This is a genomic window from Bradyrhizobium sp. SZCCHNRI3052 (genome assembly GCF_032484895.1).
Lineage (GTDB): Bacteria > Pseudomonadota > Alphaproteobacteria > Rhizobiales > Xanthobacteraceae > Bradyrhizobium.
In genome coordinates, this window is record NZ_JAUETW010000009.1 from 89521 (window position 1) to 103789 (window position 14269).

The 14269-nt window shown below is 66.5% G+C and carries 15 protein-coding genes; 7 read left to right on the forward strand and 8 right to left on the reverse strand.

The genetic code is table 11. The annotated features are described in order from the left end of the window. Positions 1–72: 72 nt before the first annotated feature. From QW887_RS23420 to QW887_RS23440, 5 genes are all read left to right on the forward strand, one after another. Entirely contained in the window at positions 73–1119 is a 1047-nt protein-coding gene (locus tag QW887_RS23420; RefSeq protein WP_316195160.1) for a ligase-associated DNA damage response exonuclease, read from the forward strand. After that, on the forward strand, positions 1116–2990 hold the full coding sequence (locus tag QW887_RS23425) for an ATP-dependent DNA ligase (RefSeq protein ID WP_315751266.1): 1875 nt from the start codon (positions 1116–1118) through the stop codon (positions 2988–2990). Before QW887_RS23420 ends, QW887_RS23425 begins: the two co-directional genes overlap by 4 nt. 121 nt (positions 2991–3111) lie before the next feature. After that, the gene (locus QW887_RS23430; protein WP_315717950.1) at positions 3112–3420 is read left to right on the forward strand and encodes a DUF6460 domain-containing protein; all 309 of its coding nucleotides are present in this window, start codon (positions 3112–3114) and stop codon (positions 3418–3420) included. Positions 3421–3433: 13 nt separating this feature from the next. Then, on the forward strand, positions 3434–4168 hold the full coding sequence (locus tag QW887_RS23435; protein WP_315751264.1) for an MBL fold metallo-hydrolase: 735 nt from the start codon (positions 3434–3436) through the stop codon (positions 4166–4168). 107 nt (positions 4169–4275) lie between these two features. Next, entirely contained in the window at positions 4276–5571 is a 1296-nt protein-coding gene (locus QW887_RS23440) for an MATE family efflux transporter (protein ID WP_316195162.1), read from the forward strand. A gap of 70 nt (positions 5572–5641) precedes the next feature. Here QW887_RS23440 and QW887_RS23445 read toward each other — a convergent pair whose 3' ends face one another. Both QW887_RS23445 and QW887_RS23450 read right to left on the reverse strand, forming a co-directional pair. Then, entirely contained in the window at positions 5642–6736 is a 1095-nt protein-coding gene (locus tag QW887_RS23445) for a quinone-dependent dihydroorotate dehydrogenase (RefSeq protein WP_315717952.1), read from the reverse strand. Then, complete coding sequence (locus QW887_RS23450; RefSeq protein WP_315751262.1) at positions 6733–7077, reverse strand: DUF952 domain-containing protein; 345 nt, start codon at positions 7075–7077, stop codon at positions 6733–6735. The genes QW887_RS23445 and QW887_RS23450 overlap by 4 nt, the downstream gene beginning before the upstream one ends. Before the next feature lie 253 nt (positions 7078–7330). Here QW887_RS23450 and QW887_RS23455 point away from each other — a divergent pair, with 253 nt between their 5' ends. Next, positions 7331–8092, forward strand: coding sequence for a carbonic anhydrase family protein (locus tag QW887_RS23455; RefSeq protein WP_315751261.1), 762 nt, complete (start codon positions 7331–7333; stop codon positions 8090–8092). A 198-nt stretch (positions 8093–8290) separates the two neighbouring features. Here the strand turns inward: QW887_RS23455 and QW887_RS23460 are convergent, their stop codons facing one another. From QW887_RS23460 to QW887_RS23485, 6 genes are all read right to left on the reverse strand, one after another. After that, positions 8291–9937: a lysine--tRNA ligase gene (locus QW887_RS23460; protein ID WP_315827969.1), complete on the reverse strand. Its 1647-nt coding sequence runs from the start codon at positions 9935–9937 to the stop codon at positions 8291–8293. A 141-nt stretch (positions 9938–10078) separates the two neighbouring features. Continuing rightward, on the reverse strand, positions 10079–10987 hold the full coding sequence (locus QW887_RS23465; protein WP_315827968.1) for a transporter substrate-binding domain-containing protein: 909 nt from the start codon (positions 10985–10987) through the stop codon (positions 10079–10081). Positions 10988–11085: 98 nt separating this feature from the next. Further along, a complete protein-coding gene (locus QW887_RS23470; RefSeq protein WP_315717162.1) occupies positions 11086–11679 on the reverse strand; it encodes an SCO family protein in 594 nt (197 codons plus the stop codon). 21 nt (positions 11680–11700) lie between these two features. Then, complete coding sequence (locus QW887_RS23475) at positions 11701–11889, reverse strand: hypothetical protein (RefSeq protein ID WP_315751257.1); 189 nt, start codon at positions 11887–11889, stop codon at positions 11701–11703. Between the two features lie 130 nt (positions 11890–12019). Then, a complete protein-coding gene (locus tag QW887_RS23480) occupies positions 12020–12544 on the reverse strand; it encodes a hypothetical protein (protein WP_315751255.1) in 525 nt (174 codons plus the stop codon). A gap of 713 nt (positions 12545–13257) precedes the next feature. Beyond that, positions 13258–13617 (reverse strand): hypothetical protein, encoded by a 360-nt coding sequence (locus QW887_RS23485; protein WP_316195059.1) that lies wholly within the window; start codon positions 13615–13617, stop codon positions 13258–13260. A 165-nt stretch (positions 13618–13782) separates the two neighbouring features. Between QW887_RS23485 and QW887_RS23490 the strand changes: the two genes are divergently transcribed. Further along, positions 13783–14148 carry a nuclear transport factor 2 family protein gene (locus tag QW887_RS23490; RefSeq protein ID WP_315717158.1) on the forward strand — a complete coding sequence of 122 codons (366 nt, stop codon included), beginning with the start codon at positions 13783–13785 and terminating at the stop codon, positions 14146–14148. Positions 14149–14269 lie beyond the last annotated feature (121 nt).

The following is a 14269-nucleotide window of genomic DNA, read 5'->3' on the forward strand; positions in this document are numbered from 1 at the left end:
ATGCGCGGGTCAAGCCCGCGCATGACGAGATGGAAACTGGCACGGCCTGAAAACGCGTCTTGCATGACCTATATGACCCACATGCGTCCGCAAGACATTCTGCTGCCCGTTCCGTCCGGCCTCTGCTGCAAGGCCGGCGGCTTTCACATCGATCCCGTGCGCCCGGTCGAGCGGGCGCTGATCACCCATGGCCATTCCGACCACGCCCGCGCCGGCCACGGCGCGGTGCTGGCGACCCAGGAAACGCTCGACATCATGCGGCTGCGCTATGGCGACAACTTTGCAGGCTCCACGCAGGCGATCGGCTATGGCGAGCGGATCAGGCTGGGTGACGTCACCGTCAGTTTCCACCCTGCGGGCCATGTGCTGGGCTCGGCGCAAATCAAAGTGTCCTGCGGCGGCACCTGCATCGTCGCCTCCGGCGACTACAAGGATGCGCGCGATCCGACCTGCGCACCGTTCGAGCTGGTGCAATGCGACGTCTTCATCACCGAGGCGACGTTCGGCCTGCCCGTGTTCCGTCACGGCGCCGCGGCGCTGGAGGTGAACAAGCTGCTGGCCTCGGTGGTGCTGTTTCCCGAGCGCGCGCACCTGGTCGGCGCGTACTCCCTCGGCAAGGCGCAGCGTGTCATCGCGCTGATCCGCGAGGCCGGCTATGATCGGCCGATCTACCTGCACGGCGCGATGGACAAGATCACGCGCTACTATCAAGACAAGGGAATCGCGCTCGGCGAGCTCCGGCCCGTGAAGGGCGTCAAGAAGGCCGAGCTTGCCGGCACCATCACCCTGGCGCCGCCGAGTGCAACCTCCGACCTGTGGACCCGCCGCTTTCCCGATCCCGTCACCGCCTTCGCCTCGGGCTGGATGCGGGTGCGCGCCCGGGCCCGGCAGCGCGGCATCGAGCTGCCGCTGGTGATCTCGGATCATGCCGACTGGGACGGGCTCACCACCACCATCGCCGCGACCGGCGCAAGCGAGGTGTGGGTCACCCATGGGCAGGAGGACGCGCTGGTGCATTGGTGCCAAGCCAAGGGGCTCGCGGCCCGGCCGCTCGATCTGGTCGGCTACGGCGACGAGGAGGAAAGCGAGGTGGTGGCCACGGAGGACGCCGAGGCATGAACCGCTTCGCCGAGTTGCTCGACCGCCTCGCCTATGAGCCCGGCCGCAACAACAAGCTGCGGCTGCTGACGTCGTACTTCCGCGAGGTCGAGGATCCCGATCGCGGCTACGCACTGGGCGCGCTCACCGGCGCGCTGTCGTTCAAGCACGCCAAGCCGGCGCTGATCCGCGACCTGATCGCCGCGCGCACCGATCCGGTGCTGTTCGCGCTGTCGTATGATTATGTGGGGGATCTCTCGGAAACCGTCGCGCTGATGTGGCCGAAGGACAGGGCGCATCATCAGCAGCTCGTTCCTGGGTACCCCCCTCCCCACCCCTCCCCCACAAGGGGGGAGGGAGCGCTGACGCGTTCGGAGTTGCTGTCTCGGTCTGCATCGAGCATCGCTCCCCCTTCACGTCTCTCGTCCCCCACAGCCGCTCTCTCCGTTCCCTCCCCCCTTGTGGGGGAGGGGCAGGGAGGGGGGCACCCCACGGGCGGTCTCACGAGGGACCCCACACCCGGCCACAACGACCCGCCACCGCCGACGCTGACCGAGGTTGTCACCACCTTGCGCACCCTCGGCAAGACCGAGATGCCGCGGCAACTCGCGCAATGGCTGGATGAGCTCGACGAGACCGGGCGCTGGGCACTGCTGAAGCTGGTCACCGGCGCTTTGCGCATCGGCATCTCCGCGCGCCTGGCCAAGACCGCAGCGGCCGCGCTCGGCGACAAGGACCCGCACGAGGTCGAGCTGATATGGCCGGGGCTGTCGCCGCCCTATCTCGACCTGTTCGCCTGGCTGGAAGGCCGCGGCGACAAGCCGGTCAATCGCGATCCCGCGCCGTTCCGGCCGGTGATGCTGGCGCATGCCGTCGAGGACGACGACTTCGCCGGCATGAACGCGGCCGACTACATCGCGGAATGGAAGTGGGACGGCATCCGCGTGCAGGCGGTGAGCGGCCGCGAGACCGATGGCCGCATCGTCACGCGGCTGTATTCGCGCAGCGGCGAGGACATCACCGCTGGTTTTCCCGACCTTTTGCCGTCGCTGCACCTGCCCGGCGCGCTCGACGGCGAGCTGCTGGTGGTGCGCGATCACCGCGTGCAGAGCTTCAACGTGCTGCAGCAGCGGCTGAACCGCAAGACGGTGTCGCCGAAGCTGATGAAGGAGTACCCGATCCACCTGCGCGCCTACGACCTGCTCGGCGACGAGGAGAACGATCTGCGTGAGCTGCCGTTCGCCGAGCGGCGTGAACGGCTCGAGGCTTTCATCAAGCGACTCGACGAACCGCGTGTCGACTTGTCGCCGACCATCGCGTTTTCCACCTGGGACGAGCTGAAGGCCGCGCGCGCCAATCCCGCATCTGCCGGCGCAGGAGACGATGCCGACGCGGTGGAAGGCGTGATGCTGAAGCGGCGCGACGCGCTGTATCTGCCCGGCCGGCCCAAGGGACAATGGTGGAAGTGGAAGCACGATCCGCACATCATCGATGCCGTGCTGATGTATGCTCAGCGCGGCCACGGCAAGCGTTCCTCCTATTACTCCGACTACACGTTCGGTGTCTGGACGGCGGGAGACGGCGGAGATCAGCTCGTGCCGGTCGGCAAAGCCTATTTCGGCTTCACCGACGAGGAGCTCTTGCAGATCGACCGCTTCGTCCGCCGCAACACCACCGAGAAGTTCGGTCCCGTTCGGCATGTCGTGCACGAGCCCGAGCAGGGGCTCGTGCTCGAAGTGGCGTTCGAGGGCCTGCAGCGCTCGCCGCGGCACAAATCCGGCATCGCGATGCGCTTTCCGCGCATCAGCCGGCTGCGCTGGGACAAGCCGCCGCGCGAGGCCGACCGGCTGGAGACCCTGGAGCGGATGTTGAAGAGCGAGGCGCCGGCGTGACAGCGCCGGGAACATTAATTGCCGGTAACAGGCTTGCGGCGCTGAGCCGGGTTCCCCACCTGCCCTGCCGTGCCTTATAATCGGGATCGCGAATCCGACGAACCCGCCTGGAGACGATGCCATGTCGAACGACGTCAGGGACTATCCGGCCCGCGCCCGCAGCTCGGATGGCCTGTACCGTTTTCTCGGCGGCTCGCCGCTGTCGGTGGCGTTCCGGCTGGTGCTGCTGTCGATCCTGGTCGGCGTCGTGCTGTCGGCGATCGGCTTCGATCCGCTGAACATCCTGCACAGCATCCGGCTGCTGTTCATCCGGCTCTACGAGCTCGGCTTCGACGCCTTCAACTGGCTGTGGCGCTACTTCCTGCTCGGCGCGGTGATCGTGATCCCGGTCTGGCTCCTGTCGCGGCTGTTCGCCCCGCGCGGCCGATAGAGAGCCACAGCCGATGCAGCTCCGCTTCGTCGGCTGCGGTGACGCGTTCGGCTCGGGCGGCAACTCCAACACCTGCTTCCATCTGACCGGCGCGCAGACGAACCTTCTGATCGACTGCGGCGCCTCGTCGCTGCCGGCGCTGAAGCGGCTCGGCATCGCCAGCAACGCCATCGAACTGATCCTGATCACGCATTTCCATGGCGATCATTTCGCCGGGCTTCCCTTCCTGCTGCTCGACGCGCAGTTTTCGAAGCGGACGCTGCCGCTGGTGATCGCCGGCCCCGCCGGCATCACGGCGCGGCTGACGCAGGTGATGGAAGCGCTGTTCGAGCATTCGTCGCGCACGCCGCGGAAATTCGAGCTGTCCGTGATCGAGCTTGAACCGGAGCAGACGACGCGCTTCGGCGAGGTCTGCGTGACGCCGTTTCCAGTCGTCCACGGCAGTTCGGGCGGGCCGTTTCTCGGCTACCGGATCGAGGCGGAGGGCAAGGTCGTCGCCTACACCGCGGACACCGAATGGACGGAGAGCCTGATCCCGCTCGGCCGCAACGCCGACCTGTTGATCGCCGAGGCCTACACCTACGACAAGGCGGTGAAGAACCACCTCAGCCTCGCGGTGCTGGAGGCGCATCTCGATGCTATCCGGCCGAAGCGGCTGGTGCTCACCCATATGAGCGACGACATGCTGGGCCGGCTGGACCGCATCGGCCATGTGGCCGCGCATGACGGCATGAGCATCGACCTCTAGCCGGGAGGCGCGAAAGGCCGCTAAGAACGGCAGGAACGCGCGTGCCGCGCGCTCTGCCAATCGACGGGCCATTCTTGACCGCTTCAGCCAAAGTCACGACCGCGCAGGTGTTCGACATCGCGGGTCCCGCGATGATCGCCAACCTGACGACGCCGCTGATCGGCATCGTCTCGACCACGGCGATCGGCCGGCTCGGCGAAGCCGCCATGCTCGGCGGCGTCGCCATGGCCTCGGTGATCTTCGACTGCCTGTTCTGGCTGTTCGCGTTCCTGCGCGCCAGCACGCTCGCCTTCACCGCGCAATCGCTCGGCGCCGGCGAGACCGACGAGATCCTGATGGTCCTGATCCGCGGCCTGGCGCTGGCCGCGCTGATCGGCGCCAGCCTGATCGCGCTGCAACTGCCGCTGGGGGCAATCATCTTCGACCTCATGGGCGGCAGCGACGCCGTGCTCGGCGCGGCCCGCACCTACTTCATGGCCCGGATCTGGTCGGCGCCGCTGGCGCTCGCCAACTACGTGCTGCTCGGCTGGCTCGTCGGATTGGCGCGCGCACGGCTGGCGCTGGCCATTCAGGTCGCGATCAACCTGATCAACATGGCCGCGACCATCCTGTTCGTCCAGGTGCTGCAGGCCGGCATCGCCGGCGCGGCGATTGCCGCCGTCATCGCGGAGACGGTCGGTGTCGCGATCGGCCTCGTGCTGGCGCGCCGATTGGTCAAGGCCGACGCCCGGATGTCGCGCGCGGCGCTGCTCGACCGCGCCAAGCTGATGCACATGATGGCCGTCAACCGCGACATCATGATCCGCACTGCGGCGATGATCGTCGCCTTCCTGTTCTTCACCTCACAGGGCGCGCGCGCCGGCGACACGACGCTGGCCGCCAACGCGGTGCTGAACAATTTCCTGCTGGTGGCCGCGTTCTTCCTCGACGGCCTCGCCAACGCCGCCGAGCAGCTCTGCGGCTATGCGTTCGGCGCGCGCAACCGCGGCGCCTTTTCCGGCGCCACAAGGCTGGTGCTCGCCTGGGGCTTCGGCTTCGCGCTCGCGGTGGCCGCGATCTTCGCGCTGTTCGGGCCGGTGCTGATCGACGTGATGACGGCAAGCGATGCGGTGCGCCGCGCGGCGCGCGACTATCTGCCGTTCGTGGTGGCGTCGCCGCTGCTGTCGGTGTTCGCCTTCGCATTCGACGGCGTCTATATCGGCGCCACCTGGGCGCGCGACATGCGCAACCTCATGGTGGCGGCGCTGGTCGTCTTCCTCGGCACCTGGCTGGCGCTGCGCGGCTTCGGCAATACGGGCCTGTGGATCGCGATGCTCAGCTTCTACGCGGCGCGCGGCGGCTTCCAGGCAGCACGCTATCCGGCGCTGCTGCGGGCGTCGTTCGGCAACAAAGAGAGTTTGTAGGGGGCGCTGTATCGCGCAGCGCGCTTGCGATCTCGCTCGCCCTACACTCTTCGCCGAAGATCAAGCGCATCTAAACCGGCCAGTCCTCGGCGGTGATCGTCGCGGCGTCCGCACCGACGATCTCCGACAGCGAATCGCGTCCCGTGCGCAGCAGGGTCGAGGTCAGGTCGGCCTTGATGCTCTCGACCAGGCCGAGGCCCTTGTAGACCAGCGAGGAATACAGCTGGATCAGGCTGGCGCCGGCGCGGATCTTGGTGAGCGCGGCGCCGCCGGTGTCGATGCCGCCGACGCCGATCAGCGGGAACGCACCTTCGACGCGCACGAAGGTCTCGGCCACCATGCGGGTCGACAGCCGGAACAGCGGCCGCCCGGACAGGCCGCCCTGCTCCTTGGCGCGCAACTGCTCGCGCAGCGAGCTGGGCCGGGCGAGTGTCGTGTTCGACACGATCATGCCGTCGACTCCGCGCGAGCGGGCGACATGGACGACGTCGTCGAGCTCGGCGAGGCTGAGATCGGGTGCGATCTTGAGCAGGACCGGCGTATCGCCGGCTTTCCGCCGCACGCGGTCGCGCGCCTCGAGCACCTTGGACAGCAGCTCGTCGAGCTGAGACGCCTGCTGCAGGTTGCGCAGGCCCGGCGTGTTGGGCGAGGAGATGTTGACGGTGAAATAGCTCGCCACCGGCGCGAAGGTCTCGATCAGCCGGACGTAGTCGGCGACACGGTCGACCGAATCCTTGTTGGCCCCGACATTGACGCCGACGATGCCGCCCTGGTGGGCGCGCCCGGCCAGGCGCCGCAGCACGATCTCGGCGCCGTCATTGTTGAAACCCATGCGGTTGATGACCGCCTCGTCGCGCTCCAGCCGGAACAGCCGCGGGCGCGGATTGCCGCTCTGCGGCCGCGGGGTCACCGAACCGATCTCGACGAAGCCAAAGCCGAGCCGCAGCAGCGCGTCCGGCACCTCGGCGTTCTTGTCGAAGCCGGCGGCCATGCCGACCGGATTCGGGAAGTTCAGGCCGAAGGCGCGCACCGCGAGCTTGGCATCATCCGGTCGCGGCTTGATCGCCGGCAGCAGCTTCAGGCCCTGGATGGCGAGCCGGTGCGCGTCCTCAGCGTCGAGCCAGCGGAGCAGCGGCAGCGAAAGCTGGTCGAAGGCGCGAATCACGGCTTCAGGTCCGGAATGTCGTGGCCGCCATCGGCACGGCTGTGCATCTGGTGAACGCCGGTCACGGCACCGAGATCGAGCTCGCCATACAGATGCGGGAACAGCTCGTCATTGCGCGAACGCTCCCAACGCAGCGCATCGCCGAGCGCGTCCGCCTCGACCTCGACCAGGAACAGCGCGCTCTGTCCCGAAAAGTGCTTCCGCGCCGTCTCCGGCACCTGGGAGGCGGTCGAAAAATGGATGAACCCGTCGCGCAGATCGTCCGCGCTGCCACGGTAGACGCCCAGCCGCTCCGCCTCGCGCCAGGCCGAAGCTGAGCAGATTTTGTAGATTTTGGGCACCTTTGCGCGGTCCTGGCTTGAGCTTGAGTTTGCTGATGTTTTCGGGAGCGGCCGACCGTATCGGCAGGGGGCAGCGAACTCAAGCATCGTTTGCCCAGGACAGTCCGGCGGCCGACCCGCTCAGATTGTATCCGAGTGATGCGAGCTCGCGGGGATGCAACCGGTTCCTCAGCAAGAGTTAACCTGATTCGGCTTTCCTGTTGCGCGCGATTCGCAACCGATCATGCCCACGCTTGAACCTTTGGAGATTGTCATGGACCGCCGCCACGTCTTGAAGGCCCTTGCGGGGCTCGCTCTCTGCCCCGTCTGCGCTACCCCGGGCTTTGCCGCCGAAGGCGCCCCGCATTGGAGCTATGAGGGCGCGACCGGGCCGGCCAAATGGGGCGATCTCGACGCGGCCAACAAGGTCTGCGGCGTCGGCACCCAGCAATCGCCCATCGACATCGAGCACTCGACCCGGGCCCAGCTGCCCGACTTCAGGCTGAACTGGGCCAGGACCGCCGACACCATCGTCAACAACGGCCACACCATCCAGCTCAACTTCGCCGATGGCAGCAGCACCATGAAGCTCGAGGGCACCACCTACAAGCTGCTGCAGGTGCATTTCCATCGTCCGAGCGAGCACCAGATCGGCGGCAAGAACTATCCGATGGAGGCGCATTTCGTGCACCGCGCCGCCTCCGGCGGCCTCGCCGTCGTCGGTGTGCTCATGACCACCGGGCGTCCCAACCCCGCCTTCGCGCAGATCGTCGCGACGATGCCGGACAAGGAGGGTCCCGCGGTCAAGGCCGATCCGCGCATCAACCCCAACATGATGCTGCCGGCACGCCGCTCCTATTATCGCTATGCCGGCTCGCTGACGACGCCGCCCTGCTCGGAGGTGGTCGAATGGCTGCTGTTGAGCGAGCCGGTGTCGGTCGCGGAAGCGGACGTGGCGAAATTCGCCAAGCTGTATCCGATGAACGCGCGCCCGGTGCAGAAGCTCGACCGCCGCTTCGTGCTGCAGGGGGTGTAGTTCATTCGGCTCCGGCGGCTTCGAGCTGAAGCGGCCGCCACAAACTCCGCTGTCGTCCCCGCGAAGGCGGGGACCCATACCGCGGAAGCTGGATTGTTTTGGAAGGTGGCGGAGACCCTCCGCCAAATTGTGTCCGGTGGCTATGGGTCCCGGCGCAAGGCCGGGACGACACCTTTGGTGGCGCGATGAGCTTGGCAATCACGCGCTGCGTGCCAATGCCCCGTCGATCATCGCCACCGCATTGTTGACGCCGTAGACCGCGACGAAGGACCCAAAGCGCGGGCCCTTCTCCTGGCCGAGCAGCACCTGGTAGAGCATGTTGAACCAGTCGAGCGAGACACCGGGGCGGCCGTCCTTGCCCTTCTTGGCGTGGTCGAGGAACGGCTCGCGGCGGCCGATCTCGTAGACCACGTTCTGAATGTCCTCGGCCGTCGCGTCAGCCGGCAGGTTCGACAGCGCATCGCGCAGGTCCTGCAGCGCCACGCGCTCACCCTCGGTCGGCTCGCGGAAGGTCTTGGTCGGCGCCACGAAGTCGCGATAGTAGTTGATGGCGTAGCCGACCATCGCGTCGAGCTTGGGATGGGTCTGCGGCGTCACGCCGGGCCGGTAGCGGCCGATGAACCCCCACAGCGTCTCGGCATTCTCCGCGTTCGACGACGACACCAGGGTCAGCAGCAGCTGGAAGGTGACGGGCATGTCGGCCTTCGGCGGCTTGCCGGAATGGATGTGCCAGACCGGATTGCCGAGCTGCTGCTTGGCGTCCTGCTTGGGAAAACCTTCGAGGAACTGCTGGTAGTCGTCGACCATCCGCGGGATGACGTCGAAATACAGCCGCTTCGCCGCCTTGGGCTCGCGATACATGAACAGCGACAGCGATTCCGGCGAGGCGTAGTGCAGCCATTCGTCGATGGTCAGGCCGTTGCCCTTCGACTTCGAGATCTTCTGGCCCTTCTCATCGAGGAACAGCTCATAGTTGAAGCCCTCCGGCGGCGTGCCGCCGAGCGCCGCGCAGATCTTGCCCGACAGCTTCACCGAGTCGATCAGGTCCTTGCCGGCCATTTCATAGTCGACGCCCAGCGCATGCCAGCGCATCGCCCAGTCCGGCTTCCATTGCAGCTTGCAATGGCCGCCGGTGACCGGAACGGTCATGCGCTCCCTGGTTTCGGGATCGTCATAGGAGATGGTGCCGGCCTTGGCGTCGTGCTCGACGATCGGCACGTACAGCACGAGGCCGGTGCGCGGGCAGATCGGCAGGAACGGCGAGTAGCTCGCCGCGCGCTCCTCGCGCAAGGACGGCAGCATGATCGCCATCACCTTCTCGAGCCGCTCCAGCATCCGCAGCAGCGCCGCGTCGAACTTGCCGGAGGTGTAGTACTCGGTCGACGAGGCAAACTCGTAGTCGAAGCCGAACCGGTCGAGGAAGGCGCGCAGCCGCGCATTGTTGTGCGCGGCGAACGAGGGATATTCGTTGGAGAACGGGTCGGGGATTCGCGACAGCGGCTTGCCGAGGTGGGTGGCCAGCATCTCCTTGTTCGGCACGTTGTCCGGCACCTTGCGCAGGCCGTCCATGTCGTCGGAGAAGGCGATCAGGCGGGTCTTGATCTTGTCCTCGGTCAGCACGCGGAAGGCGTGGCGCACCATGGTGGTGCGCGCGACCTCGCCGAAGGTGCCGATATGCGGCAGGCCGGACGGACCGTAGCCGGTCTCGAACAGCACCTCGTCCTTCGGATTCTTCTTCAGCCGGTTGACGATCGCCTTCGCCTGCTCGAACGGCCAGGCGTTGGAGTTTTCGGCAAGCGCGCGCAGGTCGCTCGGGCTGGTTGGGACGAGATCGATCGTGGACATCGTGAAAAAGACTTCTCCGAAGACGTCAGTGCAAAACAGAGGTCATGATACCCGTCATTCCGGGGCGATGCGAAGCATCGAACCTGGAATCTCGAGGTTCCGGGTTCGCGTCTTCGACGCGCCCCGGAACGACGGCAAGCGCTAGAACGGGCTGATCGAGAAGTAGCGCAGCCACAGGTCGGTGTAGCGGCCTTTTTCCCAGACCCGGAACAGCGCCCAGTTCAGCGCCTGGCGCAAGAGGTCGTTGCCCTTGCGCACGGCGATGCCGACGCCCTCGCCGAAATAGCGGCTTTCGACGAAAGGTCCACCGGAAAAGGCGCAGCAATCGCCGGAATCGGTGCCATTGACCCAGAACGCCAGCGAAATGCCGTCGCCGAAGATCAGGTCGACCTCGGCCCGGCGCAGCGCCTGCCGCAGCGCCTCGTCGTTCGGATAGGTCTTGATCTCGGCGTCGGTGAACATCGCCTTGAGGTAAGCCTCGTGCGCGGTGCCGGCGACGGCGCCGATCTTCTTGCCCTCGAGAAATTCGGGGCGGATCTCGGTCATGACGGCGTCGCGGCGGGACACGAAGCGGGCGGGCGCCCGGTAATACGGATCGGAGAAATCGGCCCGCGCCCGCATCTGCGGCGTCACCGCGATCGAGGCGATGATCGCATCGCCCCGGTTCGAGGACAGCGCGTCGAGCAGGGTTTCGAACCGGCGCATCTGGACGGTGCAGGTCACCTTGATCTCGTCGCAGATCGCCCTGGCAAGATCGACGTTGAAGCCGGCCGGATTGCCGTCCGGGCCGGTGAAGTTGAACGGAGGATAGTCGGTCTCGGTCAGGAACCGAATCACCGTGAGGCGCGACAGATCGGGCCGCTCCGGCCGGCGTCGCGGGTCCCAGAACCCAGGGACGGCCTGCGGCGCCGCCTCGACGGCGGGCCTCACCGGCGCCTGGGCGCGCGCCTCCGAGCCGGCGGCGGCCAGGCCGAAGCACAGCAGCGCGCCGGCAATGGCGGCGCGGGCCGCAGGCGCGGATTTCACGGGCTTTGACAAGACGGTCGGCATCAGCGGTCCCGATGGTCAGCGCCTTATAGACCATCCATGCGCAAATTCGAGGCTGGATTCGGCCCGGAGGCGGCCGCCCGGCTGGAGCGTTAACGCGCTCAGAGGTATTTCTTGAGATCCGCCGCGGCTTCCTCGGGCGTCCGCTTCAGGTTGAACGGTGCGACGAACCGGCCGTTGCGGTCCATCAGATACACCAAAGCGGTGTGGTCCATGGTGTAATCGCCGTCCTTCAGCGGGACCTTCTTGGCATAGACCCGGTACTCGGTGAGAACCTTCGCCAGCACCTCGGGATCGCCGGTTAGGCCCTTGAGATGCGGGTCGAAGCTGGAGAGGTAGTCCTTCATCGCGGCCGGATTGTCGCGCTCGGGGTCGACCGAGACGAAATAGGCGTTGACGCTGTCGGCGTCCTTGCCCATCGCGCGCAGCACCTCGGAGATCTCGAACAGCGAGGTCGGACAGACGTCCGGGCAATGGGTAAAGCCGAAGAAGATCAGCGTCGGCCGCCCTTCCAGGCTCTTCTCGGTGACGACGGCACCGCTCTGGTCGGTCAACTGAAACGGGCCGCCGATCGCGGCCGGCGCCGCGATGTTGCGGCCGCCGCCCATGACAAGGAACATCAGCGACAACCCGACCACCAGGCTGGCGGCGAAGGCTCCGACGATCACCAGCGGACGGGTGACATTGGACGGCATTGCGCGCTCCTTCACTGTCTCTCAGAAGCAGGCCTGCCAGCCGGCCGCGATGGTCTCGAAGAACACCGCGGTCCCGTACTGCACCCACATCGTCACGGCGCCGACGACGAGCCCGATCGCCGCGATCCCCGCCGCGAGGGCCGGAGCAGAGGCCGGACGCCGGGCTCGCGATGCGGACGGTATCTCTTGGGGCGCTGAAAGAGGCTGCATGATGGCGTACTCATCGGCCGGAGCCGGCCAAGCGGCCCACCCCTCTCGCTCCAGATAAGCCCCGCAGCCGGTCCAGGCAAGCGCCGCAGTCGGGCCGCGATCACCCGAAGCGACTAGTGCCTCAGTGTGATCAATGGGAGGCAGAGGCCTTGGCGGCAGCCGGCGAGATGGTCGGTGCATTGGGCACGACGTGCGAGGAGGCCGGAGAGGACGCCTGGGCATCCATATAGCAGGGCTTGTACATTGCCTGCAGCTCCCTGCCCTTCAGGAAGATCATCCGGGGCGTCAGGCCGCCGCGCTGGGTGATCCAGCGGCGGATCGGCGAAGGGTACATCGAGTACAGCATCTGGGTCGCCTCGGGATTGGTGACGGCGCGGCCGTTGGCGCCGAAATCCCAGGCGGCGTGGAAGCCGAGATTGGCATGCGAGGTGACACAGATCTTCTCGTGCGGGATCGCCCCAAGCACGATGGTGCAGGCCGATGCGCAGAGCCCGTCGATGATCACATACTCACCGGAGGATCGCAGGCCCTGGTACTTGTCGACATAGGTTCCGATCCGGCCACCGCGGTCATCGGCGATCCGGACCACGGCCTGGCTGGCGCCGACCCCCGACAGCAACAGAACGACCGCAAGCAATCCCGTCCAGAATTTCATGTCGAGCCCCAGTGCAACCCGGCGAAAACCGATCTGACCGACTTTGGCACGCTTCGTGTGATGCGCTTCTTGTGATGCTTGGACTGCGGTGGACCTTGCAATCACGACCCCATCCGCAGAACCGGAACGCGAAAGCCAAATCCAAATCGCAAATGCAGCGTGTTTCGAGATCGTGTTTTTGTCCAGGAGAGCGCAGCTGCGAAAGCCAAATTCACCGCGAGTGTTGCAAGCCCGCTGCACCAATGAGTCGCTACCACCGAAAATGGACCAACGCTGGTTCCGAACATGGCGGTGGCGCCACGAGCAAGGCAGAGGCCCGGCATGATTCGCCCATCGGCGCGGCAGCGGCGTCACGGCGGCACAAACGACACTCCGGAGAAACCCGGGGCCGAGCTTCCGCGCGACACGCGCCCCGCTGCCCAGTGACGGCGGGACGCTCGCCCGCTCATCGCCGGCCCAGGGGTGCTCGTGCGATCACGATCGCGGGTGCGGGCTTCCGCCAGCCCCGACGGCATGGCCGAAATCCGGAGATGCGACGGATGCAATCACAAGGTTGGACCGTTCGGCCGAGCCCCCGCGCCGCAAGCGGGCGCGGCAGGGTCTCTCCTCGCACCGCGCCGTCTGGATCGGGAGATGGAGCGAGGTCGGGCCGATATCGCGCTGGCAGCCGGGGAGACGATCTGCCTCCCGATGCTTTCGCCGTCTGGACCGAACTAATTATCGGGCAGCCGAATCCGTGCACCAAAGGTGACGAGCGGCGCATCGGCGGCGCCGAGCTGGATCTGCCGCTCCGGCACCTCCTGATAGCTGCCGTCTTCAATCTTTCTTAATTCATATTGCCAGACCGTTAACGTCTCGCCGCGCGCGAGCGCATCGCGGATGCGGCTGGCGCCGCGTCCCGGCAGCTTGACGAGGTCGTCGCGCATCATGCCGATCATCGTCGGGCTCTCGCCGCGATGCAGCTCGAAGAACACCATGCGATTGGGCTTGTCCTGCGGCTTGAGCACGGTATCCGCCGTGAACAGCACAAGACAGATTGCGACGGCAATCCACTCCCAAGTGTCGGACATCATGAGACGCATTCCCCGCACCGCCTCTGCGCGTGGCGTAGCCCTCGCGCAAACGGGCGGCAACTTACAGTTCTGTCATTCCGGATGAGATGACGTTCGACGTAATCGATTCGCTGCGCGCCGGGCGCGATGATGGGCTCCTCATCGTTCACAACATGGAGAGCACCAATGACCAACCCGACCGAGATCGCCGAGAGCTACATCGCGCTGTGGAACGAACGCGATGCCGCGCAGCGCGGCGCATTGCTCGCACGTCACTGGACCGCGGATGCGCTCTATGTCGACCCGCTGATGCGCGGCGAAGGACGCGATGCCGTGGACGGCCTGGTCGCGGGCGTGCAGCAGCGCTTTCCCGACTTCCGCTTTCGCCTGATCGGCTCCGCGGACGGCCACGGTCATCATCTCCGCTTTTCCTGGGAGCTCGGCCCCGAGAATGCGGAAGCCCCGATCCTGGGCACGGATTTCGTCGAGCTGGCCGACGGCCGCATCCGGCGCGTCACCGGGTTTCTCGACAAGGTCCCGCAGGGCGCCTGACGGACGCCCCGATCCGCCCGACCTCCCACAGCAGGGTCGGCCTGCCGCGATTGCCGGGCTCCCATGCGCAGACGCACGATCTGTCTCGTGGTGATTGCGCTACGTCAACGTCGGACCCGGT

What these genes read in the sequence shown, in the direction of transcription:
- QW887_RS23455 (WP_315751261.1), top strand. Translation starts at nt 7,331, where the DNA reads ATGGACCGCCGCCACGTCTTGAAGGCCCTTGCGGGGCTCGCTCTCTGC.
- QW887_RS23490 (WP_315717158.1), top strand. Translation starts at nt 13,783, where the DNA reads ATGACCAACCCGACCGAGATCGCCGAGAGCTACATCGCGCTGTGGAAC.
- QW887_RS23465 (WP_315827968.1), bottom strand. Translation starts at nt 10,987, where the DNA reads ATGCCGACCGTCTTGTCAAAGCCCGTGAAATCCGCGCCTGCGGCCCGC.
- QW887_RS23425 (WP_315751266.1), top strand. Translation starts at nt 1,116, where the DNA reads ATGAACCGCTTCGCCGAGTTGCTCGACCGCCTCGCCTATGAGCCCGGC.
- QW887_RS23420 (WP_316195160.1), top strand. Translation starts at nt 73, where the DNA reads ATGACCCACATGCGTCCGCAAGACATTCTGCTGCCCGTTCCGTCCGGC.
- QW887_RS23435 (WP_315751264.1), top strand. Translation starts at nt 3,434, where the DNA reads ATGCAGCTCCGCTTCGTCGGCTGCGGTGACGCGTTCGGCTCGGGCGGC.
- QW887_RS23430 (WP_315717950.1), top strand. Translation starts at nt 3,112, where the DNA reads ATGTCGAACGACGTCAGGGACTATCCGGCCCGCGCCCGCAGCTCGGAT.
- QW887_RS23460 (WP_315827969.1), bottom strand. Translation starts at nt 9,937, where the DNA reads ATGTCCACGATCGATCTCGTCCCAACCAGCCCGAGCGACCTGCGCGCG.
- QW887_RS23485 (WP_316195059.1), bottom strand. Translation starts at nt 13,617, where the DNA reads ATGATGTCCGACACTTGGGAGTGGATTGCCGTCGCAATCTGTCTTGTG.
- QW887_RS23470 (WP_315717162.1), bottom strand. Translation starts at nt 11,679, where the DNA reads ATGCCGTCCAATGTCACCCGTCCGCTGGTGATCGTCGGAGCCTTCGCC.
- QW887_RS23475 (WP_315751257.1), bottom strand. Translation starts at nt 11,889, where the DNA reads ATGCAGCCTCTTTCAGCGCCCCAAGAGATACCGTCCGCATCGCGAGCC.
- QW887_RS23480 (WP_315751255.1), bottom strand. Translation starts at nt 12,544, where the DNA reads ATGAAATTCTGGACGGGATTGCTTGCGGTCGTTCTGTTGCTGTCGGGG.